Annotated in this window: 20 protein-coding genes; 6 read left to right on the plus strand and 14 right to left on the minus strand. The window is 70.6% G+C overall.

Annotated features, from left to right (window positions below):
* Positions 1 to 21: 21 nt before the first annotated feature.
* From O7614_RS23075 to O7614_RS23090, 4 genes are read right to left on the minus strand one after another with little or no spacing between them, the layout of a single operon-like run.
* Entirely contained in the window at positions 22 to 963 is a 942-nt protein-coding gene (locus O7614_RS23075) for a sugar ABC transporter permease (RefSeq protein ID WP_278140561.1), read from the minus strand.
* A 32-nt stretch (positions 964 to 995) separates the two neighbouring features.
* Positions 996 to 2408 carry an N-acetylglucosamine/diacetylchitobiose ABC transporter substrate-binding protein gene (ngcE, locus tag O7614_RS23080; RefSeq protein ID WP_278140562.1) on the minus strand — a complete coding sequence of 471 codons (1413 nt, stop codon included), beginning with the start codon at positions 2406 to 2408 and terminating at the stop codon, positions 996 to 998.
* Between the two features lie 25 nt (positions 2409 to 2433).
* On the minus strand, positions 2434 to 3183 hold the full coding sequence (locus tag O7614_RS23085) for an SIS domain-containing protein (RefSeq protein ID WP_091403970.1): 750 nt from the start codon (positions 3181 to 3183) through the stop codon (positions 2434 to 2436).
* Positions 3180 to 4133: a MurR/RpiR family transcriptional regulator gene (locus O7614_RS23090; protein WP_278140563.1), complete on the minus strand. Its 954-nt coding sequence runs from the start codon at positions 4131 to 4133 to the stop codon at positions 3180 to 3182. Before O7614_RS23090 ends, O7614_RS23085 begins: the two co-directional genes overlap by 4 nt.
* Positions 4134 to 4339: 206 nt before the next feature.
* Here O7614_RS23090 and O7614_RS23095 point away from each other — a divergent pair, with 206 nt between their 5' ends.
* Positions 4340 to 5326, plus strand: coding sequence for a BadF/BadG/BcrA/BcrD ATPase family protein (locus O7614_RS23095; RefSeq protein ID WP_278140564.1), 987 nt, complete (start codon positions 4340 to 4342; stop codon positions 5324 to 5326).
* 134 nt (positions 5327 to 5460) lie between these two features.
* Here O7614_RS23095 and O7614_RS23100 read toward each other — a convergent pair whose 3' ends face one another.
* From O7614_RS23100 to ngcE (O7614_RS23110), 3 genes are all read right to left on the minus strand, one after another.
* Positions 5461 to 6366: a carbohydrate ABC transporter permease gene (locus O7614_RS23100; RefSeq protein WP_278140565.1), complete on the minus strand. Its 906-nt coding sequence runs from the start codon at positions 6364 to 6366 to the stop codon at positions 5461 to 5463.
* The gene (locus tag O7614_RS23105; protein ID WP_278140566.1) at positions 6363 to 7271 is read right to left on the minus strand and encodes a sugar ABC transporter permease; all 909 of its coding nucleotides are present in this window, start codon (positions 7269 to 7271) and stop codon (positions 6363 to 6365) included. The genes O7614_RS23100 and O7614_RS23105 overlap by 4 nt, the downstream gene beginning before the upstream one ends.
* A gap of 68 nt (positions 7272 to 7339) precedes the next feature.
* Entirely contained in the window at positions 7340 to 8755 is a 1416-nt protein-coding gene (ngcE, locus tag O7614_RS23110; protein WP_278140567.1) for an N-acetylglucosamine/diacetylchitobiose ABC transporter substrate-binding protein, read from the minus strand.
* Between the two features lie 193 nt (positions 8756 to 8948).
* Between ngcE (O7614_RS23110) and O7614_RS23115 the strand changes: the two genes are divergently transcribed.
* Positions 8949 to 10454: an acyltransferase gene (locus tag O7614_RS23115; RefSeq protein ID WP_278140568.1), complete on the plus strand. Its 1506-nt coding sequence runs from the start codon at positions 8949 to 8951 to the stop codon at positions 10452 to 10454.
* Here O7614_RS23115 and O7614_RS23120 read toward each other — a convergent pair.
* Positions 10380 to 11222, minus strand: coding sequence for a hypothetical protein (locus O7614_RS23120; RefSeq protein ID WP_278140569.1), 843 nt, complete (start codon positions 11220 to 11222; stop codon positions 10380 to 10382). The genes O7614_RS23115 and O7614_RS23120 overlap by 75 nt on opposite strands.
* A 30-nt stretch (positions 11223 to 11252) precedes the next feature.
* Positions 11253 to 12122, minus strand: a complete 870-nt coding sequence (locus O7614_RS23125) for a hypothetical protein (RefSeq protein WP_278140570.1) — start codon at positions 12120 to 12122, stop codon at positions 11253 to 11255.
* Between the two features lie 82 nt (positions 12123 to 12204).
* Here O7614_RS23125 and O7614_RS23130 point away from each other — a divergent pair, with 82 nt between their 5' ends.
* Positions 12205 to 13173, plus strand: coding sequence for a hypothetical protein (locus O7614_RS23130; protein WP_278140571.1), 969 nt, complete (start codon positions 12205 to 12207; stop codon positions 13171 to 13173).
* Between the two features lie 36 nt (positions 13174 to 13209).
* Here the strand turns inward: O7614_RS23130 and murD are convergent, their stop codons facing one another.
* Entirely contained in the window at positions 13210 to 14568 is a 1359-nt protein-coding gene (gene murD / locus O7614_RS23135; RefSeq protein ID WP_278140572.1) for a UDP-N-acetylmuramoyl-L-alanine--D-glutamate ligase, read from the minus strand.
* Positions 14569 to 14650: 82 nt separating this feature from the next.
* Between murD and O7614_RS23140 the strand changes: the two genes are divergently transcribed.
* A complete protein-coding gene (locus O7614_RS23140; RefSeq protein ID WP_278140573.1) occupies positions 14651 to 16000 on the plus strand; it encodes a hypothetical protein in 1350 nt (449 codons plus the stop codon).
* A 525-nt stretch (positions 16001 to 16525) separates the two neighbouring features.
* On the opposite strand, the gene O7614_RS23145 is transcribed toward O7614_RS23140, so the two are convergent.
* Genes O7614_RS23145 through O7614_RS23155 form a run of 3 tightly spaced genes read right to left on the minus strand, consistent with a single transcriptional unit; the run spans position 16526 to position 20743 of the window.
* Positions 16526 to 18364 (minus strand): PucR family transcriptional regulator ligand-binding domain-containing protein, encoded by a 1839-nt coding sequence (locus O7614_RS23145; protein ID WP_278140574.1) that lies wholly within the window; start codon positions 18362 to 18364, stop codon positions 16526 to 16528.
* Between the two features lie 56 nt (positions 18365 to 18420).
* Positions 18421 to 19875, minus strand: coding sequence for an argininosuccinate synthase (gene argG, locus O7614_RS23150; RefSeq protein WP_278140575.1), 1455 nt, complete (start codon positions 19873 to 19875; stop codon positions 18421 to 18423).
* A 46-nt stretch (positions 19876 to 19921) separates the two neighbouring features.
* The gene (locus O7614_RS23155) at positions 19922 to 20743 is read right to left on the minus strand and encodes an RNA methyltransferase (protein WP_278140576.1); all 822 of its coding nucleotides are present in this window, start codon (positions 20741 to 20743) and stop codon (positions 19922 to 19924) included.
* Positions 20744 to 20861: 118 nt separating this feature from the next.
* Between O7614_RS23155 and O7614_RS23160 the strand changes: the two genes are divergently transcribed.
* Together O7614_RS23160 and O7614_RS23165 are read left to right on the plus strand one after the other, a co-directional pair.
* Positions 20862 to 22709, plus strand: coding sequence for a thiamine pyrophosphate-requiring protein (locus O7614_RS23160; protein WP_278140577.1), 1848 nt, complete (start codon positions 20862 to 20864; stop codon positions 22707 to 22709).
* A gap of 112 nt (positions 22710 to 22821) precedes the next feature.
* Positions 22822 to 23550, plus strand: a complete 729-nt coding sequence (locus O7614_RS23165; RefSeq protein ID WP_278140578.1) for a hypothetical protein — start codon at positions 22822 to 22824, stop codon at positions 23548 to 23550.
* 65 nt (positions 23551 to 23615) lie between these two features.
* Here the strand turns inward: O7614_RS23165 and O7614_RS23170 are convergent, their stop codons facing one another.
* On the minus strand, positions 23616 to 25814 hold the full coding sequence (locus tag O7614_RS23170; protein ID WP_278140579.1) for a transglycosylase domain-containing protein: 2199 nt from the start codon (positions 25812 to 25814) through the stop codon (positions 23616 to 23618).
* Positions 25815 to 25830 lie beyond the last annotated feature (16 nt).

Genomic DNA, 25830 nt, shown 5'->3' on the forward strand with positions numbered 1-25830 from the left:
CGTGCTCATCGTCCAGCCTCCTCAGTACTCGATACGGTCGCGACGGGTGATCCTGAGCTGCGCCGCGGCGAGCAGGATCGTGAAGATCGCCAGGGCGACACCCATCGCGCAGGCGTAACCGAACTGGCCCTTCTGGAACGCGGTGAAGTTGAGCACCGACGCGAAGATCTCACTGGCGTGGTTCGGGCCACCCGCGCTGGGCGTCATGACGAAGACCAAGGCGTACATGTCCAGTGCGATGAAGCCCAGGTAGACCCAGGCCACCGAGACGGTGTCACGCAGCAGGGGCAGCGTGATCTTGAAGAAGGTGTGGAACCGGCTGGCCCCGTCCAGGAGGGCCGCCTCGTAGATGTCCTTCGGGATAGACTGCATCGCCGCCGAGAAGAGCACCATGTAGAAGCCGGCCCCGCTCCAGACCGCGATCAGCAACAGCCACCAGAGCACCGCCGGCACGCCGAGGAAGGGCTCCGGGTCGGCGGTGAAGGCGATCGGGTTGTCCGCGTCGACCAGACCAATCTTGATCAACAGGCCGTTGATCAGGCCCTGGCCGTCGCTGCGGTAGATCTGCTGCCACATGACGGCGATGACCACCAGCGACAGCACCTGCGGGAAGAAGAAAATAATCTTGTAGATCCCGGAGCCGAACACCCCGCGGATGCCGGCCCTGTCCTCGCGTCCGCCCACGTTGAGCAGGAACGCGAGGAACAGGGCCAGCGCGATGGTGAACAGCGGCACGGTGATCAGGAAGAAGACGTTGTGCCAGAAGGCCTTCCTGATCAACTCATCCGACAGCAGCCGGACGTAGTTGTCCAGACCGACGAAGTTCTGGGTGTCCGAGTAACCACCCCAGTCGGTCAACGAGTATCCCGCCGCCTGCACGAAGGGCCACACCACGTAGAAGAGGTACAGCGCAAGCGGCAAGGCCAGGAAACCCGTGACGAAACGCGCAACACCGTGCCGCATGGTCACTCACTTCTCTAGCTGATCAGGGCCTGTCAGGCGGTACGGGTCTGCTTCTTGACGGAGGAGTCCTTCGCGACCTTGTCCGCGGCCGCCTGCATCTTGTCGACGAACTGCTGCGCGGTGAGGCGCCCCGCCATCAGCTCCTCCGACAGGTTCTGGCTCTCCTTGTCCAGGTCGGCGTAGAAGTCCGGGAACTTGACCGAGATCAGGTCCGTGCTGCCGCTCTTCATGAGCGTGTTGGCGGAAGCCAGCGCGGTGTCCTGGACGTTGTCGCCGGAGCCCTTGGTCGAGGCGAGCGACTTGGTCAGCTCCGCGAACTTCGCCGAACCGGCCTTGGAGAGGATGGCCCGCAGGAATTCCTTCGCGGCCGCCTTGTTGGGCGCCTTGCTCGGCACCACGAAGCCCTCGCCGGAAGAGGCGTAGACGTCCTTGGCGGCCTTGTCGCCCGGCTTGGTCCAGTAGTCCGACAGGGTCATCTCGAAGCCCGGCGGGATGGTCGCGGACATCTCGTTCTTCAGCCAGGTGCCGACCTGGATGAAGGCGGCCTTGCCGTCGAGCCAGGCCTGCTGCGACTGGGTGTGGTCGAGCTTGCCCGGCAGCAGCAGCTTGTCCTTGACCAGCTTCTCCCACGGCTCCAGCGCCGCGACGATGCCGTCGGCCTTCCAGGCGTTGTCCTTCAGGTTGTCGATGTCGATGATCGGCTGCTTGCCGACGGCCTTCCAAATGCTGGCGAAGAGCGCCCAGCGCGGGTAGTAGCCGTGCACGGCGTCGTGCACGTACGGCGCCATGCCCTTGGCCTTGATCTTCGGCGCGAGAGCGAAGAAGTCGTCCCAGGTGGTCGGCGCCTGCCAGCCCTCACGCTTGAACAGGGCCGCGTTGTACCAGTTGCCCCAGACCGTGTAGGCCACGTTCACGACGTAGAACTTGCCGTTCTGGGTGCCGTCGGTGACCGTGCCCGGCAGCAGCGAGTCGGCAACAGTGCCCTCGCTGTCCCACGCGGGGGCGGTGAGCAGGTCGTCCAGCGGCTCGATCGCACCCTCGTTGATCAGCGTGCTGCGGTCCATGATGTCCGCGCCCGAGTTCATCACCAGGTCGCTCGGCTGGGTCGCCATCTTCGGCTGTTCTTCGGTCTTGATCTTCTGGGTGGAGCTCATGTTGACGGTGATGTTCGGGTGCTTGGCGTTGAAGAGGACCTTGTCCTCCTTGGCCCACTGGTCGCCCAGACCGCCGTTGAAGACGACCACCTTGACGGCGCTGCCGTCCTTGACGCCGAACGGGTTGTCCTTGCTCTTCGCGGCACCGCTGTCCTCGGACTTGGACGGCTCGCTGCCGGCACAGGCACTCAACATGCCCGCCGCCGGAACGGCGAGCAGACCAGCCGCCGCGGCGCGCTGCAGCAGGGTCCGACGGCTCAGGTCACCGATGTTCTCGGGGGAATCCGACATCTTCGACTCTCCTTGTGGTGTCGGGTCAGGCGGTTCGCCGGAGGCGCCCGGCGTACCGCGACTCGAGGGCGAGGTTGTGCTCGTCCCCGCCGGGGACGTTGGCGGAGAGGTAGATAGGGGGTACCTCCCCGGCCTGGTGGAACCGTCGTACGACCTCCGCGGTCAACAGCTGCGCCAGCAGCGCCGTGGTGACCGAGGAGACCGCACAGACCGCGCCGCCGCCCTCGAGCGGCAGCAGTGCATCGCCGTACGGCGCGCCGTTGTCCAGCACGACGTCGGCGAGGTCGGCGAGCCGATGCCCGGACGGGTGCCGTGGGGCGACCCGCGCGGTGTGCTCGACCGAGGTGACCGCGATCAACGGGTGACCGCGCTCGGTGACCAGCGCCGCCAGCTCGACCACCGAGCCGTTGATGCCGGATTGGGACGCCACCACGAACACGTCCCGCGGTTGGGGCGCCGCGAGCGCGTAGATCTGGTGGGCGATGGAGGGGTCGCGTTCCAGCTTGGGATCGGCGAGCACGTCACGCGGGGCGTCACCGTGCATCACCAGGTCCCGTACCGACAGCCGGTTGGTGGGGACCAACCCACCGGCCCGGGCCACCAACTCGGCGGCGAACGCCTCGGAGTGCCCGGCCCCGAACGCCTGGAGCACGCCACCGTCGCGCAGGCTGTCGGCGATCAGGTCGGCGGCCCGGGTGATCCCGTCGGCCTCCGAGTCGAGCAGCCGGTCGAGCACCGGGCGGACGGCGTCCGCGTACCCCTGGGCGCTGATCATGACACGCTTCCCTTCGCTGCCTTGTGCCCGTCGACGGCCTGCGCGGTACGCCGGAAGGCCGCGTGCGCGCGGTCGTGCGTCCGCTGGGCGACGGCGATGTAGAGCAGGTCGAGCACGACGAGCTGCGGGTGCCGGGCGGAGAGCGCGTCCGGTCGGAACGTCGTCGCCTGGCTGGCGGTGAGCAGCACGATGTCGGCCAGCTCGGCCAGCGGTGAGCGGGGGAAGCCGGTGAGCGCGAGCGTGGTGGCGCCCCGGCTGCCCGCCTCGGCGAGCATCTCGATCGTCTCCCGGGTCTGCCCGGTGTGCGAGATGCCGAGCGCCACGTCGCCGGTCCGCAACAGGGCGGCGCTGGCCAACCCTTCGTGCACGTCGTTCCAGGCCCACGCGGCCACGCCGATGCGGTGCAGGCTGAACTGCATCTCCTCGCCGACCAACGCGCTGCCGCTGGCACCGAAGATGTTCACCCGGTTGGCGCCCGCGATGGCCACCGCGGCCCGCTCCACCTCGGCGAGGTCGAGCAGGGTGGCGGTGTCGTGCATGGCCCGGGTGTCGGCGGCCATGATCTGGTCGAGCACCCGGGCGAGCGGGTCGCTCGGCTGGATCTCACGTCCGATGTCGACGGTCCAGCCGGCCGAGCGGGCCCGACCGGTCTCGGAGGCGATGCCCAACCGCAGGTCGGCGTACCCTTCGAAGCCCATCGCCCGGCAGAATCGGGTGATGGTCGCCGGTGAGGTGCCGCTGCGCTCGGCCAGCTCCACGATGGTGGATCGGGCGGCGGCCTCCGGGTCGCTGAGCACGTGCTCGGCGACCCGGCGGAGCGCGCCGGTCAGCTCGCCGAGTCCGTTGCGGACGCGGGCCAGCACCCCGTCGGAGGCGGAACTCCTGCGGTCGACCACGTCAGCGTCGACCACCGCGGTCCCCGCGGCGGTGTCCACCTCGTGATCAACCATGGGTCGCCTCACCTTTCCGAAAAGACTGTTAACTGTTAGTGGTAAAAGTTCTTACTGAACGCCCCTCCGTGTCAAGACTGTGGGCGAAGTTTTCAAACTGTTACCTGGGGCACAGCCTGCGGCGCCCGCCAGATCTTGCCCTGCACGACGCTTCCGACCAGCATGAACAGTCCCGATCGCCGTCCAGCGCAAGGAGACCCGTGCCGATGTCCGACACCGTCGTGGTCGGCCTCGACATCGGCGGTACGTCCACCCGGGCGACCGCCCTGACCCTCACCGGACGACGCGTGGGCACCGGCCGCGCCGGCGGCGGCAACCCGACCAGTCACGGCGCACAACGCGCCGCCGTCGAACTGCTGACCGCGCTCCGCGCGGCGCTCGCCGACCTCGACCCGGCCCGGGTGGTCGCCGGCACCATCGGGCTGGCCGGCGCAGCCCGACTACTCGCCGATCCCGCCGGGCGGGCCGCCTTCGACCGGGCCTGGCACGACGCCGGCCTGCGCTGCCCGTACGCGGTGCACGGCGACGCCCTCGTCGCGTACGCCTCCGGCACCGCCGCGCTGGACGGAACCGTCCTCGTCGCCGGCACCGGAGCGATCACCGCGCAGGTCCACGAGCTACGACTCGACCGGATCGCCGACGGTCACGGCTGGCTCCTCGGCGACGCCGGCTCGGGCTTCTGGCTCGGCCGAGAGGCGGTCCGCCGACTCCTCGCTGATCTGGACGCCGGCCGTGCGCCTGGCGCGCTGGCCACGACCGTGCTCACCGAACTGCTGGGCAGCGCGGACATCGCCGCCCACCCCCGGGACACCGTCGACGCCACCATCCAGGTAGTCACCCGCCGACCCCCCATCGAGCTGGCCCGGCTCGCGCCGCTGGTCGTCGACGCCGCCACCGACGGCGACCCGGTCGCCACCGCGCTGATCAGCGAGGCCGCCGCACACCTGGCCGACAGCGTGAGCCGCATCCGCCCGGCCGACGCGGTGACACCCGTCGTACTCGGCGGCGGACTCCTCACCGCGAACACCCCACTCGCTGCCGCCGTCCGGGCCGAGATCGCCCGACAGTGGCCGGACACGCCCCTGTGCACCGCCGGTGACGGAGCGGTCGCCGCAGCCTGGCTGGCCGCCCGCGAACTCCCCGAGGTCACCGACCCGGCCGCCCTACACGCCCGCCTCTTCGCCACGACCTGAGGCACCCCGACCGCCGCCGGACGGCCAAGATCCGCGCACTATCGGTGAAACTGCTGCCTCGGCGGCGCCATCAGGCAGCAGTTTCGCCGAAGTTGCGCGGATCTTGGGAGCGGGAGCGCAGGGCGGGAGCGGGGTTACTTGAGCTGCCCTGCGGTGAGGCCCGCCTGCACCTGGCGCTGGAACGCCACGTAGACGGCCAGCACCGGCAGCACCGCGATGCTCAGCCCGGCGAAGAGCCGGGCGTAGTCGCCGGCGTAGCCCTGGCTCACCGACAGCGCGAAGAGCCCCTGCGCCAGCATCCACTTGGAGTCGTCACCCTGCATCAGCACCTGCGGCAGCAGGAACTGGTTCCAGTGACTGAGGAAGTTGAAGATCGCAACGCTGATCAATCCCGGACGCGCCATCGGCAGCATCACCCGGAAGAAGAGCCGGAAGTGCCCGCAGCCGTCGACCATGGCCGCCTCGGCCACGGCGGTCGGCAGGGTCCGGAAGAACGCGGTCAGGAAGAACACCGTGAACGGCAGCGAGTACGCCGCGTACACCAGGATGAGCCCTTTCCAGGTGCCGAAGAGGCCGACGTCGCGGACCACGAAGAAGAGCGGCACCAGGGCGAGGAACACCGGGAACATCAGGCCGCCGACGAACAGGTAGTAGACGACCTGACGGCCGCGGAACTCGTAGCGGGCGAAGACGTACGCGGCGGTCGCGCCCATCAGCATGGTCAGTGCGACCGAGCCGGTCACCACGACCAGGCTGTTGAGGAAGTACCGGCCGATGTGCGCGCCCGTCCAGGCCCGCGCCCAGTTGTCCCAGTGCAGCGCCCCGGGGAGCCCCCAGGGGTCGGCCAGGATCTCACCGTTCGTCTTGAACGAGCTGACGAACATCCACAGCAGCGGGAGTACGGTGAGCAGCCCCCAGATCAGCAGGAAGCCGTGCGAGAGGGTGTTTCCGAAGCCGAGTTCCCGGCGCACCGGGCGGTCCCGGCCGGTGGTCGGCGTCGGCGCGGGGGCGGGGGCGGTGGACTGATCCAGAGTGGTCACGAGTACTCGATCCGATCGCGCCGGCCGACCCGCAGCGACAGCACTGCCACAGTGAGGGTCAGGAAGAACATCACCACGCCGATCGCCGAGGCGTAGCCGAACTTGGTCTCGCTGCCGAAGGCGGTGTCGTACATCCGTACGCCGATCACGTCGGTGGAGAAGTTCGGGCCTCCGTTGGTCATCAGCTGCACGAGGATGAACCCGTCCAGGGCGAAGATCGCCAGGTAGACCCAGGCGACCTGGATGGTGTCCCAGAGCAGCGGCAGCGTGACCCGGCGCAGCGTGGTGAACCGGGACGCCCCGTCGAGCAGCACCGCCTCGTAGATCTCCTTCGGCACGGCCGACATGGCGGCACCGAACAGCACCACGTAGAAGCCAACGTTGCTCCAGACCATCACCGCCAGCACGCACCAGAACGCGGTCGCCGGGTCGCCGAGCCAGGTCGGCGCGGGTAGCCCGACAGCGCGTACGACTACGCTGAGCAGACCCTGGTTGGGGTGGTACACCTCTTTCCAGAGCAGCGCGATGATCACCACGGAGAGCACCTGCGGGAAGAAGTACACGGTGCGGTAGAGCGCGCCGCCGCGTACCCCGGTCACGCCGGCGCGGCCCCTGCGCCCACCGAGGGCGAGCATGCTGGCGAAGAAGAGCCCGAGCACGATGGTCAGGACCGGCACCAGGCCCAGCAGGATCGCGTTGTTCTTCAGCGCGTTCCACACGTACTCGTCGTGCCACAGCGTCTTGAAGTTCGCCAGACCGACCGGGTTGGCGTCGGCGGAGTAGCCGAGCCAGTCGGTGGTGGAGATCTGGAACGCCTGCAGGTACGGCGAGACGACGAAGAACACGTACAGCAGCACCGGCGGCACCAGGAACACGACGATCAGCGGCCACTTGCCATGTCTCACGAGGAGGACCTCTTCCGTTGGGGTACGGCCGGTGGGGTGGACCTCTCCCCCACCGGCCGGCCGGGCTGTCAGGCCGCTCGCTTGTACTTCTTGATCGAGCTGTCCTGGGCGATCGAGTCGGCGCCCTTCTGGCACTGGTCGAGGAATTCCGCAGGGCTCGTCCGGCCGCTGAAGAACTCGCCGCACGCGGCGTCGACGAGGTTGCGCTCCAACTTGCGGTAGTAGTTGTTGTAGACCCAGTTGAAGCCGTTGGCACCGGACGCGTCGAGGGCCTTGACCACGCTGCTCAGCCCGTACGGCAACTCGACGCCCTCGGTGGAGCCGGCGACCACGGTGAGGCTGGCGACCTTCTTCGTGAAGTCCTGCGCGCCCTTCTTGGAGAGCATGGTCCGGAAGTACTCCAGGCCGCCGGCGAGGTTGCGCGCCTTGGCGGGCACCATGAACGGCTCACCGGCGGTGCCCCGGATCGCCTCGAACGGCAGCTTGTCACCGCTGCCCAGGCTCGGCGTCGGCGCGATGGTCATGTTGAACCCGGCCGGCGTGACGTCCTTCTGCTCGCTCTCCAACCAGGAGCCGCAGGAGATGAAGGCGGCCTTGCCCTGGCACCAGGCGGTCTGCGACTGCTTGTGATCCAGACCGGACGAGCCGTCCAGGATGTACCGGTCCCTGACGATCTGGTACCAGGCGTCGGCGGCGGTCCGCATCGAGTCGGACTTCCAGGCGTTCGGCTCCAGGTTGTCGATGGCGGTCGCCACCGACGGGCCGCCGAGCTTGATCGCGGTGGCGATCACCGGCCAGCTCATGTAGCGCGGGTGCAGACCGGCGTACGTCCACGGGGCGATGCCGGCGGCCTTGATCTCCTTGCAGAGCGCGATGTGCTGGTCCCAGGTCTTCGCGTACTCCCAGGAGCGGTCGGTGAACAGCTTGCTGGAGTGCCAGATGCCGTAGGCGGTGTACGTGTAGTTGAGCACCAGGAACCTGCCGTCGTACGAGCCGACCTCGACCGCGCCGGGCAACAGGGTGTCCCGGACCGTCTTGCCGGGGACGTCGAGGCTCGGCGCGGCGAGCAGCTCACCGAGGTCGGCGACCGCGTTCTGGCTGACCAGGCCGTTGAAGTCGATCTGGCCCGCCCCGGAGTTGTTGACCACGTCCGGCGGCGTGCCGTCGACGAAGCGCGGCTGGAGGGTCTTGCTGATCTCCTGCGTGACGGAGTGCTTGACCGTCGCCTTCGGGTACTTCTCGGTGTACATGGCCTCGTGGGCCTTGGCGTAGTCCTCACCGAACCCGCCGCCGAAGATGACCACCTCGAGTGGGGCGTCCTCCTTCACGCCGAGCGGGTTCTCGGCACTCTTGGTGCCCTGGTAGGTGGCGGCGTCGTTCTTGTCACCGCCGCCGCCGGTGACGCAGCCGGCCAGCAGACCGGCGGCGGGGGTGGCCAGCACGCCGGCGGCAGCGGTACGCCGCAGGATGTCGCGCCTGTTCATCGGGTCTCCTCGGGTCGGGTCGGGCGGGCCGCCGATGTCAGGGGGTAGGCGACCGCCGCGCGAGGCTCGTTGATTCTCTTCAGTTCATGCTCTGTTGCTGAAGAATTTCTACGACAGCCGGGCCCGGACTTCAAGTCCTGACGGTCGAACCGTTATCGCCACCAGCGCCCGTCGGGTCGCCTAGCCTGGGGCGATGCGCCGTCTGCGCCAGCTAGCCGAGCGCACCCCGGCCGGGCGGGAGCGGTACGTCGACCTGCTCCGCGCGCTCGCCATCACGATGGTCATTATCGGACACTGGGTCGTCACGGTCATCGAGCGCGACCCCGACGGACGGGCCACCGGGCACTCCGCGCTCGGTGATCTGCGCTGGGCGTACCCGCTGACCTGGCTGGCGCAGGTGATGCCCGTCTTCTTCCTGGTCGGGGGCTATGCCAATGCGGCGTCGCTGACCCGGCTGCGGGCTCGCGGCGGCGACGCCGCCGCCTGGCTGCTCGACCGCAGCGCCCGACTGGTCCGGCCCACCAGCGTGCTGCTGCTGGTGCTCACCGCCGCAGCGGCGGTCGCCTGGCTGCGCGGCGCCGACCCGACCTCGATCCGCGAGGTGTTCTGGTTCGCCACCATCCCCCTGTGGTTCCTGGTCGCCTACCTGGCGGTGGTCGTGCTCACCCCGCCGATGTACGCGCTGCACCGTCGCTTCGGCCTGGCGATCCCACTGGTGCTGGTCGCCCTGGTCGGCCTCGGTGATCTCGGCCGGCTGACCGGGCCGGAGACGCTGAGCTACGGCAACTACCTCTTCGGCTGGCTGGCCGTCCACCAGCTCGGCTTCGCCTGGCACGACACCCGCACCGTGCCGCCGCCCACCGGTCCGACCACACCACCACCGGCGGCGACCAACGCCACCGGCCAGACCGCGCCACCGCGGGCGGCGACCGACGCCAGCGGGCCGTCGCCTCCCGACCGTGCGGGGGTACGCCGGCGGCGGCTGCCCATCTCCCGTCGGGCCGGCCTGGCCTTCCTGGGCGTCGGGCTGGGCGCGCTGGTGCTGCTCACCGTGCTCGGCCCATGGCCGGTGGCCATGCTCAAGGTGCCCGACGAACGACTCGACAACGCCGCGCCGCCCAGCCTCGCGCTGCTGGCCGTGGCCGTCGGTCAGCTCGGCCTGATCCTGCTGCTCCGCGGCCCGGCGGAACGGCTGCTGCGCCGCACCGGCCCCTGGCAGGTGGTGATCGGGGTCAACCTGGTGGTGCTGACCGTCTTCCTCTGGCACCTGACCGCCGCGATCCTGCTGATCGGATTGCTCGACGTGACCGGAACGCTGCCCACCCCGGCGGTCGACTCGGCCGGTTGGTGGGCGTGGCGGGTGCCGTGGCTGCTGCTGCTCACCGCCGTCCTGGCGGTACTGGTGGCCATCTTCGGGCCGGTCGAGGCCCGAAGTGGCCGACACCGCACCGCTCGTCGGGCAGGTCGGGGCACACCGACCCAGGCGGCGGCGACCGTCGCCGGCTACGCCGCCGTGGTGGCCGCGCTGCTGGTCAACAGCACGACACCGCAGCACGCCGCGGAGCCGCTCGGCACACCGGTCGGGGTGTTGCTGGCGTACGCGGCCGGAGCGGGTGCGCTGCGACTACTCAGGTCCGGGTGGGGAGTGGCCCGGGGTCGAGTAGCCGGTGGGCGGCCTGGCCGCTCTCCACTCCGGTGAGGGCCGGACGGTCGGGGCCGCCGCGGTGGGATCCGGCGTTGCCGGCCGGGGGCGCAACGGCAGGTGCAGCGCGGTGACGACCGCCGCGAAGGCCACCCAGCCGGCACCGAGCGCCGCCGCCGGGGAGACGTCCTGAAGGTAGTGGTAGGCGCTGAGGAAACCGACCAGCGCGAGGCTGTTGCGGGCGAAGTGCCGACTGAACTCGGACAACTGGCGGCGTGCCTCGACAGCGACCAGGACCCCCGAGTACGGGAAGGTCACCACCATGCCGCGCAACACGGCACCGAGCAGCGTGGTGAGGACCGCCCCCACGAAGATCACCACCAACTTGAGCAGCGCCGGCAGCCCGTTCTGGCGGTCGTCGGCGGCGGCCGGTGCGTCGGCGGGGGGAGTTCGCCTGCGGGCGCCACGGCGCAGCAGCAGCATCGCCGCCAGCCAGAGTACGAGCGTGCCGGCGAGGGCCGCCTCGAAGGGCATCTCGACGGCGAGTAGTCCCGCGCTGAGCGCCACGTAGACAGCGATCCCCGCGCCGTCGGCGAGCAGGATCGGCCAGCGCAGCCGCTGGTAGGTGACCGCCACGGTGACGAAGAAGAGGTTGAGCCCGAGTACGCCGAGCACCTGCGCGCCCTCCACCCGGTGGCCGCTGCTGACCAGGGCGAGCGTCATCGGCAGTGGAAGGCTGTAGACCAGCGCCCGGAGCCGGACCGAACGGATCAGGCTGACCGCCCAGACCAGGGCCGTCACCAGCAGGACCCCACTCCACGTCATGACGCGCCGCCTCCGCCCCCGCCGAGGCCGTCAGTCCTGGAAGGTCGCGGCGTTCGCGCAGAGGTCGAACACGCGGGTGAGGCGGGCGACATCCGTCCGGTTGACCGAGAACTGGTTCTCGCCGATCTCACCGTGCGCGGTCATGTGAGCCTCCCAACAACTCGATCCGTCCCAGAGCGTCAGATTGACGTGCAGCTGAGGGCTGACCACGCCGAGGGGCAAGAGCCCCACCCGGGCGCCGGCCGCGCGCTGCTGCTCCACCAGGGCGGACAGCTCGTCGGTCAGGTTGGCGTAGACGAAGACCCGGGTGACCCGGACACCCCGTCGCAGGGCCTCCACGTTGGCCTCCCAGTAGCGCCGGCCGATCTCACTGCGCCACCAGCTCAGCTCCCCGCTCACCCGGGGCATCACGTTGGTCAGGCCGTCCAGCCGGTGCAGGCAGGTGCGGGTCGCGCCGGCCAGGTCCTCGTCCTCGTCGCCCCGCCGGATGATCCGACCGTACGCGAGTTGCTCGGCCTCCAGCCGGAACTGCTCGTACCGCCGCTGTGCCTCCACCGCGACCCGGGTCCCCGCGTGCTGCTCGGTCGCGTCCCGAATGGCCCCGGCCAGCTCCGTCGTGGTGTGCGCGAGCCAGGGCGGACCGTCCAGCAGGGTCCGTAGGTGAAACCGGCGCTCCGCGCGGGCCAGCGAGTCGACCAACAGCGAGATGGTGATGCCCATCAGGCCGGCCAGCAGCGACTCCACGCCGGAGGCGGCGTTGCTGAGATCGAGCGCGATGCTGAGGGTGATCGACAGCGTGATGCCGACCAACGCCACCGGGTCGGTGTGCGCCACCAGTCGGAGAAAGCCGCCGGAAGAAGTGCTGCCCCGTTCGCGCGGACGGGCCACGTCACGGGCCATCGAAGCCCTCCAATCAGCCGCTGCCGCCAGCGTAAACACCGGTTACAACCGCCCGCACCGCCACACCGGTAGCATCCGGCTGGTGCAGAGAGCGGACGCGTTCCCGTCGACCGGCACGGTCGCCGAGCGGATCACGCAGGACGTCCGCGCCTGGATCTGCTCCACTCCGCTGCGCGGCCTGGTCCGCCACTTCGGCGGTGACTGGCCGGCCGGTGATCTCGACGCGGTGCTGCGATTCCTGGACGACTTCTCCGCCGACCACTGGGATTTCCGGGGCGGTCGGGAACGGCCCGACGCTCGGGAACCGGACCTCGATCCGGCCACCGCAGCGCTCGTCCTCGACACGGCTGCCGCGCTCGGGCTGATCCACCCGGCACCTCCGGTCCGCCCGGCGTACGCCCACCTGGTGGTGCTCGGCGGCCTGGCGCACGCCTGCGTCCGCCGCGTCGGGTACGCCGCGCACCTGCTCCGCGCCGGCCTGGCGGTGAGCGGCGAGGTTGCCGTGTTGGGCAGCTTCCGGCCGCTGTCGGACTGGGAACGCCGGACCCTGGCCGACGCGGGCCTGCCGGCCGACGACACCGAGGTGGACGTGTTGGACACCGCCGTCCGGCGGATGTTCGGGGTGTCCACGCCGGCAGAGCAAGCCGGCGTCGACGCCGGCCACCCGCACCACTCGTGGTCGTCACGGACCTACCGACCGGCGGGCCTCCCACCGGTACGGGTGCTGGCCGCGCCGTCCAGCGAACCGGACCGGCGGCGGGCGCACACCGCCGACACGCAACGGTTCTGGGCCGGGCACGTCCGGCTCGCTCCCGGCGACGAGGTGCTGACCGTCACCGCGCCGATCTACGTACCGTTCCAACACTGCGACGCGCTGCGCACCCTGGCCCTGCCCTACGGCTGCGACATCGACACGATCGGGGTGGACCCGGCGGTGGCAGACCTGGCGGTCTTACCCGAGCAGACGCTCACCCCGGGCCGTTACCTGCAGGAGATCCGCTCGGCGATCCGCTCGATGCGCGCCCTGCACGCCGGGCTGCGCCCCGGCTGACGGCGGCGCCATCCGCGCCTGCGGCGACGCCGGGCATCAGCCGGGCTGGCCGACGGCGGTGTCGGCGACGGCCTGGGCGAACACCTCGGAGCGGTGTTCGAAGTTGCGGAACCGGCCATAACTGGGCGCGGCCGGCGACAACAGCACCACCCCGCCGGCCGGGGTCACCTCCCGGGACAGCCGTACCGCGTCCACCAGGTCGTCGACCATCTCGGTCCGCACCTTCGGCAGGCCGGCGAGCGCCTCGACGATGCGCGGGCCGCTGTCCGGGATGCCGATCACGGTCAGTTCCCGCTCGGCCAGGTGCGCGGCCAGCGGCGTGTAGTCCAGCCCGCGGTCGTTGCCCCCGACGATCACCGTCAACGGCCGCCCTTCGTACGCGTCGATCGCGTGCATCGCCGCGTACGGGCTGGTGGCGAGGGTGTCGTCGACGAAGGTCAACCCGGACGGGTCGGTGATCTCGGTGAGCCGGTGGGCCAACCCCTGGAACTCGGCGACCGCGATGGCGAGGTGGTCCTTGTTGCCCACCACGTCGACGCCGAGCGCGTCGAGCACGGCGAGCGCGACGCACAGGTTGCCCTCGTTGTGCCGGCCCACCAGCGGCAGCACGGCACGCGGGAAGAGCGGCTGGTCACCGAGGTGGAACCACTGTGTGCCGTCGGGACCGGTGGCGACGTGGGTGGTGTCGGGGCGACCTGCCCGGACCGCCGGCAGCTCGCCCAACTCGGCGGCCAGCCTCGGGTCGGCACCGTTGACCACGATCGTCTGCGGGTCGTGGGCGAGCAGGTTGAGCTTGTCCCGGTAGTACTCCCGCTCCCCACCGTGCGCGTCCAGGTGTTCGGGGAAGAGCGCGGTGACCACCGCCACCCGGGGCGAGTCGGCGAGATCGCTGCACTGGTAGCTGGACAGCTCCAGCACGTACAGCTCGGCCTCCGGCAGGTCCAGGGTCGGCACCCCGATGTTGCCGCCGAAGACGTTCGGCCGGCCCGTAGCGGTGAGCAGGTGGCTGATCAGGCTGGAGGTGGTGCTCTTGCCCTTGCTGCCGGTGACCCCGACGGTGCGCGCGGCGTGGTCGGCCATCCACAGCGCGGTGCCCTGGGTCACCATGACCCCGCGTCGACGCAGTTCGACAAGCCACGGGTGGGTCTGGGGCACGCCCGGGGAGCGGACCACCACGTCCGCGGCGGCCAGCCGTTCGAAGCCCGCCTCGCCGGTCACCAGCGGCGCGGCCTCGGCCAGCGGGCCTTCCCACGGCAGCGACAGGAAGTTGGCGCTGTCGTCGACGGCGACCAGATCGGCCGGGCCGTGCGCGGCGATCGCGGTCACAGCGGCCCGACCCTCCCGACCGGTGCCCCAGACGGCGACGGTACGTCCGCGCAGGTCAGACAGGCGCACTGGGCTCTCCTCGGGGGTCACGGCGGCGGCAGGGCGGGCCCGGTCCGGACACGGCCGGACGAACCAGGGCCTAGTATGGCGTGTGCCCAACGAGCAGCTCCGGCGGATGGACGCCTTCACCTTCCCGTCCTACTCGATCGACTTCGCCACCGGCGAGGTGTTGTTCGACTACACCCTGACCGGTCCGGCCGGTGAGCAGCGGTTCACCGAGGTGATCACCCTTCCGCTGCCGGCGGAGCCGCCCTCGGACGAGACGGTGGCGACTCTCAACCGGGTGCTGGAGGTGCTGCACCTCGTCGCCGGCGTCAGCTACTACAAGGCGGCCGCGCCGCCCCGCCTCGTGCTGCCGGCGCCGTTGGGCGCGGCCACCGTCGACTACGTCACGGCCATCTACACCAAGGGCCTCGCGGAGTACGCGTACCGCAACCAGCTGCCGCACGTGCTCCAGCTGCGCCCGGAGGTGCCGGCCGGCTCGCCGGAGCCTCCCCGGGTGTACGACGACTCCGACCGTCGTCCCCTCTCCGCGGTGGGTGGCGGCAAAGACTCGATCGTCAGCCTGGAGGCGCTTCGTCGCGCCGAGCTGGACCCGGTGCCGTTCTCGGTCAACCCGAACCACGTGATCGTCGCGGTGAACGAGGCGTCCGGGCTGACTCCGCTGGCCGCCCGGCGGCGCATCGACCCGGTGTTGTTCGACTTGAACAGGGCTGGTGCCCTGAACGGGCACATTCCGGTCACGGCGATCAACTCGCTGATCGCGGTGGCCACCGCCGTGCTGCACGGGCTGGGCCCGGTGGTGATGTCCAACGAGCGCTCGGCGTCCGACCCGAACCTGGTCTGGGACGGCCACGAGATCAACCACCAGTGGTCCAAGGGTGTCGAGGCGGAAGGGCTGCTGCGGGGGGCGTTGGCCGAGCACGCCGGCCTGACCGAGCCGTACTTCTCGCTGCTGCGGTCATTGTCGGAGCTGCACATCGCACGACTGTTCGCCGAGATCACCCGGTACGACGACGTGGTGACCAGTTGCAACGCCGCTTTCAAGTTGCACGACGCGAGCGAGCGCTGGTGCCGCGACTGCCCGAAGTGCCGCTTCGTCTTCCTGGCCATGGCGCCGTTCATGCCGCGTGAGCGGGTCACCCACATCTTCGGCGGTGACCTGCTCGCCGACCCGGAGCAGATCCCCGGCTACCGCGAGCTGCTGGGTGTGGACGGGCACAAGCCGTTCGAGTGCGTCGGCGAGGTCGAGGAGTCGGTGGTGGCCCTCGGCCTGCTCGCCGAACAGGAGCAGTGGCGCGACGCCCCGGTGATCCAAGCCCTGGTGGAGGCGGTCCCCGCAACAGCCTGGTCCGCAGTAGCGACGTCGGATGTCTTCACCCCGGGCGGCCCCAACCACATCCCCCCGACCTACGCAAAAGCCCTGACCTCCCTCACCTAACTCGGAGGACCTACTTCCTCCCGGTTACGGCCTCTGCGCCGGTCAGGGCAACAAGGACGAGCTCTCGCCCGGCCCGCCCCGCCCCGCCCCGCCCCGCCCCGCCCCGCCCCGCCCCGCCCCGGGGAGTGTGTCGCTGCTCCTTTGGAGCTGATGTCGTAGACGAATCGGGGCTTGGTCGACCCCAACCCAACCCGAGCAGTCCCGACCCGAGCCGGCCTGGCCCGGCCCGGCCGAGCCGAGCCGAGCGGAGCCGAGCGGAGCCGAGCGGAGCCGAGCGATTCGTTCACGGCATCAACTCCATAGCGTGCCGGACGCACATGCCCCACCCCGCAAGGCTGGCCCCGCCCGCGTCGATCATCGCCTTACGGTGGGCGCAATAGGCGGTTTCGCGACTTTTGCACGCCACCACAACTCCATGATCGACGCGGGCACGGGCGAGGGCCGTCGTGGCGGCGCGGGCCTGGGCCAGGGTGGCGGCGCGGGCACGGGCGAAGGCCAGGGTGGCGGCGCGGGCGCGGGCGGGACTCAGGGGGCTCGGACTGCTTCCAGGGCTAGCAGGGCTACGTGTAGGGAGAGGCTGGCCTCTACCGAATCGAGGTCCACGTCCAGGATTCGGGCGATGCGGGCCAGGCGTTCGTAGAAGGCCGGTCGGGACAGGTGGGCGGCGGCGGCACCGGCCGACTTGTTGCGGCCCTGCTCCAAATACGCACGCAGCGTGTCGAGTAGCTGCTCCCGCGGGTGACGGGCGTCGTACTCCAGCAGGGCGCCGAGCTCGCGCTCCACGAAGGTCTGCAACCGGGGCTCGTCGCGCAGCAGGTGCAGCAGCCCGGCAAGGCCGACGTGCGGGAGCCGGAAGATCGGCAGGTCACGCCGGTCCCGGCGGGCCGCCTCGGCGATCTGCCGCGCCTCGACCAGCGACCGTCGTGCCTCCCGCAGGTTGCTCACCCCGGATCCGGCAGCCACGATCACCCCACCCGGAACACCGCCGGCACCCCGGAACGGTTCCGCACCCGATGCCACCCGAGCGGCCTCGACACCGAACCCGACCCTGGAGGGGTTCACACCGAACGCCGAACGGGACACGTCCGCGCCGGACGCCGGACGGGACGCCTCAGCGCCGGACGTGGCCCGGCCGGTGCCGGCGTCGAGGCGTACCCGACGTAGTGCGCTTGCGAACGCGGACAGCGCGCGGTCCTCGGCGGCCGGGTCGGTCAGCGCCAGCAGAACGCCCACCGAGTTGTCGTCGACCGCGCTGGTCAGCGCAGTCAGTTTCGCCTCCCGCAGCGCCTGGCCGACCGCCTCGGAAAGGTCACGCAACCGGGCCTGAGCTGCCTCCGGCCCGCTCTCGGAGACCAGGTCCTCGGCCCGGTGTCGGACCATCACGCCGACCAGGTGCCGGCGGTCGAGCACCACCCCGAGCGCCTTGGCCCGCAACGCGACCTCGTCCACCGGCCGGGAGTGGTCGAGCAGCGCGGTGAGCAGGGTGCGGTGGATCTGCCGCTCCAGCCCCTCGGCGTCGCGCCGGATCAGTCGGCCCAGCGCGAGGGTGGAGGCGGCCCGTTCGATGAGAATGGTCAGCCGGGTGGGCGGGCCGGCGGTCGGTTCGCCGGACCGGGCGGTGGGAACGTCGCCGCTGGCCGGCCAGCGCAGCAGCAGCCGCCCCCAGTCCTGACCTCGCGCCCCGACGGAGGTGACCAGCCAACCGCTGTCCGGGTCGTACGCGGTGCGCCCGGCCAGCCGGATCCGCCGGGAGTGTTGCTCCCAGCCGTCGAGCAGCAGTTCGGCGCTCTCGCCCGCAGGGTCGTACCCGAGCACCTGCCGGGACAGGTTCTCCAGCACCACCGGGCACCCGGACAGCTCGGCGGCCTGCCGGATGACCTCGGCGGTGTCGGCGCCCTCGACGGACAGGTCGTTGAAGCGCTGGTGGATCTCCTCGGTGGCGCGCAGCTCGGTGAGCTGCGCGTCGACGATCAGCGCGTGCACCGCCTCGGTGATCCGCACGAACGGGGTGGCCCGGCGCAGCTCCACCAGGGGAAGTCCGCGCCGGTCGGCGGCGGCGACCATCACCCGGGGCACCCCGCTGAGGTAGCGGCGACCCAGCTCGACGACGAGCCCGGAGACGCCGACGTCGGCCAGGTCGCCGATGAACGCGCGCAGCCCCGCGTCGTCCCCGGGCAGGCCGATGCCGGTGGTGAGTACCAGCTCGCCGCCGCCGAGCAGAGTGGCGATGTCCGGCACCTCGGCGATGTGTATCCACCGCACGGGTCGGTCCAGCCCCGCGTCTCCGGCGACCACACGCGGCGCACCGTGGCGGACGGGGTCCAGGGCGAGGACCTCACGGACGGTAGGGAACACGGCCGCCACGCTACCGTCCGTGACGCCGGATCTCGAACAGCGGGCGGCGACGTGGGTGCGCCGGCCTAGTCGACGCCGAACTCCATGGCGGCGCGGTCGAGCGCCTCGTCCTCGGCGGAGGCGACGCCCCGGGAGGCGATGGCTTCCGCGCCGCCCTCCGGCATGGCGCCGATCAGCCCGGTCGAAGCCGCTTGAGCGGCGCCGATCACCCGCTGCGGGGCCGCACCACCACCGACCATGCCCAGGGAGGCGTACTGCTCCAGCTTCGCCCGCGAGTCGGCGATGTCCAGGTTACGCATGGTGAGCTGGCCGATCCGGTCCGACGGGCCGAACGCCGAGTCCTCGGTGCGCTCCATCGACAGCTTGTCCGGGTGGTAGCTGAACGCGGGACCGGTGGTGTCCAGGATCGAGTAGTCCTCGCCCCGGCGCAGCCGCAACGTCACCTCTCCGGTGACGGCGGTGCCGACCCAGCGCTGCAACGACTCGCGCAGCATCAGCGCCTGCGGGTCCAGCCAGCGGCCCTCGTACATCAGCCGGCCGAGGCGGCGACCCTCGTTGTGGTAGTTGGCCAGGGTGTCCTCGTTGTGGATGGCGTTGACCAGCCGCTCGTACGCGGCGTGCAACAGCGCCATGCCGGGTGCCTCGTAGATGCCCCGGCTCTTGGCCTCGATGATCCGGTTCTCGATCTGGTCCGACATGCCCAGGCCGTGCCGGCCGCCGATGGCGTTGGCCTCCAGCACCAGGTCGACGGCGCTGCCGAACTCCTTGCCGTTGATCGTCACCGGGCGGCCCTGGTCGAAGCCGATGGTGACGTCCTCGGTCGGGATCTCCACCGACGGGTCCCAGAACCGGACTCCCATGATCGGGTTGACCGTCTCGATGCCGGTGTCGAGGTGCTCCAGGGTCTTCGCCTCGTGCGTGGCGCCCCAGATGTTGGCGTCGGTCGAGTAGGCCTTCTCGGTGCTGTCCCGGTAGGGCAGGCCGCGCTCCAGCAGCCACTCCGACATCTCCTTACGCCCACCCAGCTCGGTGACGAAGGCGGTGTCGAGCCACGGCTTGTAGATGCGCAGCATCGGGTTGGCCAGCAGGCCGTACCGGTAGAACCGCTCGATGTCGTTGCCCTTGAACGTCGAGCCGTCGCCCCAGATCTGGACGTCGTCGGAGATCATCGCCCGGACCAGCAGGGTCCCGGTGACGGCCCGGCCCAGCGGTGTGGTGTTGAAGTACGCCCGCCCGCCCGAGCGAATGTGGAAGGCGCCGCAGGTCAACGCCGCAAGGCCCTCCTCGACCAGGGCGGCGCGGCAGTCGACCAGGCGGCCCAACTCGGCACCGTAGCTGAGCGCACGACCGGGCACCGAGGCGATGTCGGGCTCGTCGTACTGGCCGATGTCGGCGGTGTAGGCGCAGGGGATCGCGCCCTTGTCGCGCATCCACGCGACAGCGACCGAGGTGTCGAGGCCGCCGGAGAAGGCGATGCCGACACGTTCGCCGGTGGGCAGGGAGGTGAGAACCTTGGACACGGGAAAATTATGCAATAGAACGTATGGGCATGCAAGTCGAAGCCGACTACTCGCTGTCGCCCGGCGGGTCGTCGCGACCCAGCTCCCAGAACGCCACCGCCGCCGCAGCGGCAACGTTCAGCGAGTCGACACCGCGCCGCATCGGGAGGACCACCCGCACGTCGCTGGCCGACTGGGCCGCCGCGGTGAGGCCGGGGCCCTCTGCTCCGAGCAGCAGCGCCGCCCGCTCGCGCTGCGCCGGGGTCAACCGCTGCATGGGTACGGCGTCCGGCGCGGGCGTCATGGCGAGCACCGTGAAGCCGGCCTCCCGCACCTGGTCCAGGCCCGCCGGCCAGCGATCGAGCTTGGCGTACGGCACCGCGAACACCTCCCCCATGCTGACCCGCACGCTGCGCCGGTACAGCGGGTCGGCACAGGTCGGCGACAGCAGCACCGCGTCGATGCCGAGCGCGGCGGCACCCCGGAAGATCGCCCCGAGGTTGGTGTGGTTGTTGACGTCCTCCAGGATCACGACCCGGCGCGCGGCGGCGAGCACCTCGGTCGCCGTCGGCAGCGACCGGCGGTGGAACGACGCCAGCACCCCCCGGTGTACGTGGAAACCGGTGGCCTGTTGCAGCACGTCCTGGGTCGCGGCGTAGACCGGCGCGTCGCCGGTGTCCAGGTCGGCGAGTTGGTCGATCCGTTTGGCGTCGACCAGATACGAGCGGGCCGGGTAGCCCGCGCGCAGCGCCCGGCGCAGCACCAGCTCCCCCTCGGCGATGAAAAGTCCGTGCGGCGGTTCCCAGCGGGTGCGCAGCTCGACGTCGGTGAGCGCTCGGTAGTCGGCGATCCGGTCGTCGTCAGGGTCGGTGATCTGGTGGACGGGCACCCGACGATTCTGCCGGACGGCGAGCCTCCCACTCCGACGCCCGCCAGTCGGGGTGTTTTGCCCCGGGAAGAAGGGGAATGACCGGCGTAACAGGGATCCGACGGGAAGGACCAGCCAGGTGAGCACGGACCACACGGCACCGCACCAAGCGGGCGCTCTGCCCCGGCACCCGACCGTCGCCGACCACATCGTGTCGCGACTGTTCAGCTGGGGCGTGCACCGCTACTTCGGCTTCCCCGGCGACGGCATCAACGGCATGACCTCCGCGTTGCAACGCACCAACGAGCGCGCCCAGTTCATCCAGGTACGCCACGAGGAGACCGCCGGTTTCGCCGCGTCCGCGCACGTCAAGTACGGCGGCGGCCCGCTGGGCTGCGCCCTCGTCACCAGCGGGCCGGGCGCCATCCACCTGCTCAACGGCCTGTACGACGCGAAGCTCGACCACCAGCCGGTGGTCGCCCTGGTCGGGCACACCGCGACCACCGCCGAAGGTGGCGGCTACTACCAGGAGGTCGACCTGCTCGCCCTCTACAAGGACGTGGCGGCGGCCTTCCTGGCCCAGCTCGACCACCCCGCGCAGGTCCGGCACCTGGTCGACCGCGCGTGCCGCACCGCGCTGGCCCGACGTACCGTCACCGCCCTCGTCCTGCCCCTCGACATCCAGGACGAGCCGGCAGTCGTGGACCCGCCGCACGCCCACGGCTACTACCAGACCAGCAACGCGCCGAGCAGCACGCCGACAGTGCCGCCGGAGGCGGACGTACGCCGGGCCGCCGAGGTGCTGCGCGGCGGGCAGCGGGTGGCGATGCTGGTCGGGCAGGGCGCGCTCGGCGCGCGTGACGAGGTCCGTGAGATCGCCGACCGGCTCGGTGCCGGGGTGGCCACCGCCCTGCTCGGGTTCACCGCCGTCGACCATCGCGAGCCGTGGGTGACCGGCGCGATCGGGTTGCTCGGCACCCGTCCGAGTTGGCAGCTCATGACCGGGTGCGACCGGCTACTGATCGTGGGCAGCAACATGCCGTACTCGGAGTTCTACCCGGAACCCGGACAGGCCCGCGCGGTACAGATCGACCTGGACGGCACCCAACTCGGGCTGCGGTACCCGACCGAGGTGAACCTGACCGGCGACGCCCGCCCCACCCTGCGGGCGCTGCTGGACGAGCTGGGCCCCGGCCCCGCGCCGACCGCCTGGCGGGCGGAGATCGCCGAGGCGACCTCGGCCTGGCGTCGGGTGCAACGCGACCTGGCCGAGCAGACCGCCGACCCGGTCAACCCGCAGTTGCTCTTCCACACCCTCAACGAACGGCTGCCCGACGACGTGCTGCTCGCCGTCGACTGCGGCACCACCACCGCCTGGTACGCCCGACATATCCAGGTCCGCCCCGGGATGCTGGCCAGCCTGTCCGGCACGCTGCTGTCCATGGGCGGCGCCATGCCATACGCGCTGAGTGCCAAGTTCGCCCACCCGGACCGGCCGCTCGTCGCGCTGATCGGCGACGGCGCCATGCAGATGAACGGGGTCAACGAGCTGATCACCGTGGCCAAGTACTGGCATAGCTGGGCCGACCCCCGGTTCGTGGTGCTCGTGCTCAACAACCGGGACCTGGCGTTCGTCAGCTGGGAACAGCGCTCCACCGAGGGGACGCCGATGTTCCCGGACAGCCAGCAGCTGCCAGACATCGCCTACCACCAGTGGGCGGAGGTGCTCGGGCTCCGCGGTGAGCTGGTCGACTCACCAGAGCAGGTGCCCGACGTGTGGGAGCGGGCGCTGACCGCCGACCGACCGGTGGTGATCAACGCCCTGGTCGACCCGGCCGAGTTGATGCTTCCGCCGCACTTCACCGCCGAGCAGGCCCGCAAGACCGCCGCGGCGGTACTGCGCGGCGACACCGACTGGGCCGGGATCGTCCGCCGCGGCCTACCGGCGACGCTCGCCAGCTACCGTCCCCGCCGCCGCAAGGGCTGAGCGGGGCGCCGCACCGATCCGGGATCTCCGACACATCGAAGGATTGCCCGTGATCGATCATGGGTACCTGGCTGTCTGCTCACCCACGGGGGGTGGCATAAGGGAGCCGACGATGAGATCGACGACAATCAGACGAGGCCTGGTCGCTGTGGTGGCGATGGCGTTGCTGACCGGTTGCGGCGACGGAAACGGGGACGGCGGACAGCCGGCGTCGAATGCCCCGGCGGACAACGGTGTCGCCGCGCTCGCACCGGACGAGGCGCTGCAACGCGCCACCACGGCGGTGAAGAACGCGAAGTCCTACCGCCTGGCCGGTGACATCGACAACGACGGCCAGAAGATGACCCTCGACTTCAAGATGACCGGCAGTGACCTGGCTGGTCAGGTGTCCACGACCGAGGGCACCGTGGAACTGCTCTCGGTGGCCGGCCAACAGTACATCCGGCCGGACGAGAAGTTCTGGGCGAAGAACGCCGGCGCCCAGGCGTCGGGCGAGATCGTGAAACTGATGGGCGACAAGTGGGCCAAGGTCTCCGAGAAGGACGATTTCACCCAACTGTTCGACGTCGCCAACGTCGAACAGCTGCTCAAGCCCGACGGCACCATGACCAAGGGTGAGGCCAAGGAGATCGACGGCGTGAAAACCGTCGGCCTCGTGGACGGCGACAAGAACGGCACGCTCTACATCGCCACCACCGGTGAGCCGTACCCGGTCCGGATGGAGGGCGGTCAGGACGCGGCCGGCCAGATCACGTTCAGCGATTTCGGCGCGACCTTCGACGAGCTGAAAGCGCCGGCGGCGGACCAGGTTGTCGACTTCGACCAGTTGAAGCGCGCGTAACCCACCCGCACCGTTCGGCCGGCGCCTCCGCATCGTTGGTGCGGAGGCGCCGGCACGCTGCGAGGTCAGCCGCGACGGTCCAGCCAGCGTTGCAGGGCCGAGCGGGGGTCCTGGGTGGGCTGCTCCTGACGGTCCGGGACCGCAGGGCGTTCCGCGGGGCGGTGCGGGTCGCCGGCCAGCTCGCGGCTGGGCGCGGCGAACGCCTTCTCCGGTTGACCCTTGACGGCGGTGGCGATGACCCGGGCGACCGCGTCGATCACCCTGGTCTGCACCGCGGAACCCACCGAGTCGGCCGGGTCGTCCGGGTTGGCGGCGATGCCGGCCACCGCGACCTGCGGGGTGAAACCGACGAACGTCTCGGTGGAGTTCTGCTCCGAGCTGCCCGTCTTGCCCGCGACCGGCCGGCCGTCGAGGATGTCGTTCACGCCGGTCGCGGTACCACCGTTGCACTGTCCGAACGCGGACTGCTGGCCGACCGGGCAGCGAGCGGCATCCGTCGCGGCACGGGCGACGTCGGGGTCGAGGACCCGCTTGCAGGACGGCTGGCCGACCGGCACCTTCGCACCGCTCGCGTCGGTCACCGAGACCACCGGCACCGGGGTGCAGTAGGTGCCCTCGGCGGCCACCGTGGCGTACGCGTTGGCCAGGTCCAGCGGGGTGGTGGCAGCGACGCCGAGGGTGAACGAACCCCAGTTAGCGGCGTTGTCCTCGGCGAAGGCGGCATCCGAGTCGGCTCGGAAGGTGATACCGAGCCGCTTCGCCATCTCGACGACCTTGTCCTGGCCGACCTGCTCGGCCAACCAGACGAAGTAGGTGTTCACCGAGCGGCCGAAGCCGTCCCACATCATCCGGTACCCGTCCATCCAGTCCGGGTTGGCGTTCGCCGGGCACCAGTGGCCGTCGCAGCTGCCCGGCCCTTCGGCGGGGTACCGGGTGGGTAGCTTGGCCGGCGCGTCGAAGCCGGTGGAGAGGGTACGACCAGACTCCAGCGCGGCGAGCATGGTGAACAGCTTGAACGTCGAACCCGCCTGGTAACCGTCGACGCTGGCACCGCCGGAGATCAACGGGTTGACGGTGTTCGGGTGGTTCGCCTGCCCGGCCGGGTTGTCGGCCAGGCTGTAGTGCCGGTTGACCGCCATCGCCAGGACCTGCCCGGTGCCCGGCTGGACCGCCGCGATCGGCAGAGCGCGCTTGTTGTCGTACCCGTAGACCTTGGTGGCCTGCTGCTGCGCGGTGGCCTGGATCTTCGGGTCCAGCGAGGTGACCACGGTGTAGCCACCCGTGCGCAGGGCCTGCTCGCGCTCCGCGACCGTGGCACCGAACGCCGGCTGGCCCCGCCACCACTGACGCAGGTAGTCGCAGAAGAAGCCCCAGTCGTCGTGGCCCTGCGAGACCGCGGTGCAGCCGTTGGGCTGGGCGGTCGGGTGCAGGGCCAGCGGCTCCGCCTTGGCCTGGGCGGCCTGCGCGGCGGTGATCGCGTTGGTGGCGACCATCGAGTCCAGCACGTACGACCGGCGAGCCAGCGCGTCGTCCTTGTCCCCGTCGATCGGGCTGTACGCGTCCGGGGACTGCACCAGGCCGGCGAGCAGGGCCGACTCGGCGAGGGTCAGCTGTGCCGGCGTCTTGCCGAAGTAGCGCTGACTGGCCGCCGCGACCCCGTACGCGCCGGAGCCGAAGTAGGCGATGTTCAGGTACCGGCCGAGGATCTCGTCCTTGCCGAGGCTCTTCTCCAGCGCGCTCGCGTACCGGATCTCCTGGATCTTGCGTCCGATGGTCGGGTCGGTCGCGGCGGCGCGCTCCTCGGCGGTGCGGGTGGGGTCGGTCTTGAGCACGTTGCGGACGTACTGCATGGTCAGCGTCGAGCCGCCCTGCTCGGTGCCGCCGCCCTTGATATTGGCCACCAGCGCCCGGGTGAGTCCGCGCAGGTCGGCGCCACCATGGTCGTAGAAGCGCCGGTCCTCTGCGGCCACGATCGCCTGCCGCATCACCGGGGCGATGTCCGCCAACGGGACGTCGGTGCGGTTCACGTCGTAGAACGTCGTGATCAGCGTCTTGCCGTCGTTGGCGTAGAGGTACGAGCGCTGCGGCGTCGCCGGGGTCTTCAGCGAGGCCGGCAACGCGGCGTACGACCCGAGGGCGGCACGGGCGCTGAGCCCGAGCAGCAGGTTGCCCGGAAGCGCGGCGACTGCCAGGACGAGCCCGGCCAGCACGCCGGCGAGCAGCACGGTGAACAGCCGCGACAGCGGCGAGCGGGAGGCGGCCATGTTCCCCAGGATTGCC

The sequence above is a fragment of the Micromonospora sp. WMMD961 genome (genome assembly GCF_029626145.1).
GTDB lineage: Bacteria > Actinomycetota > Actinomycetes > Mycobacteriales > Micromonosporaceae > Micromonospora.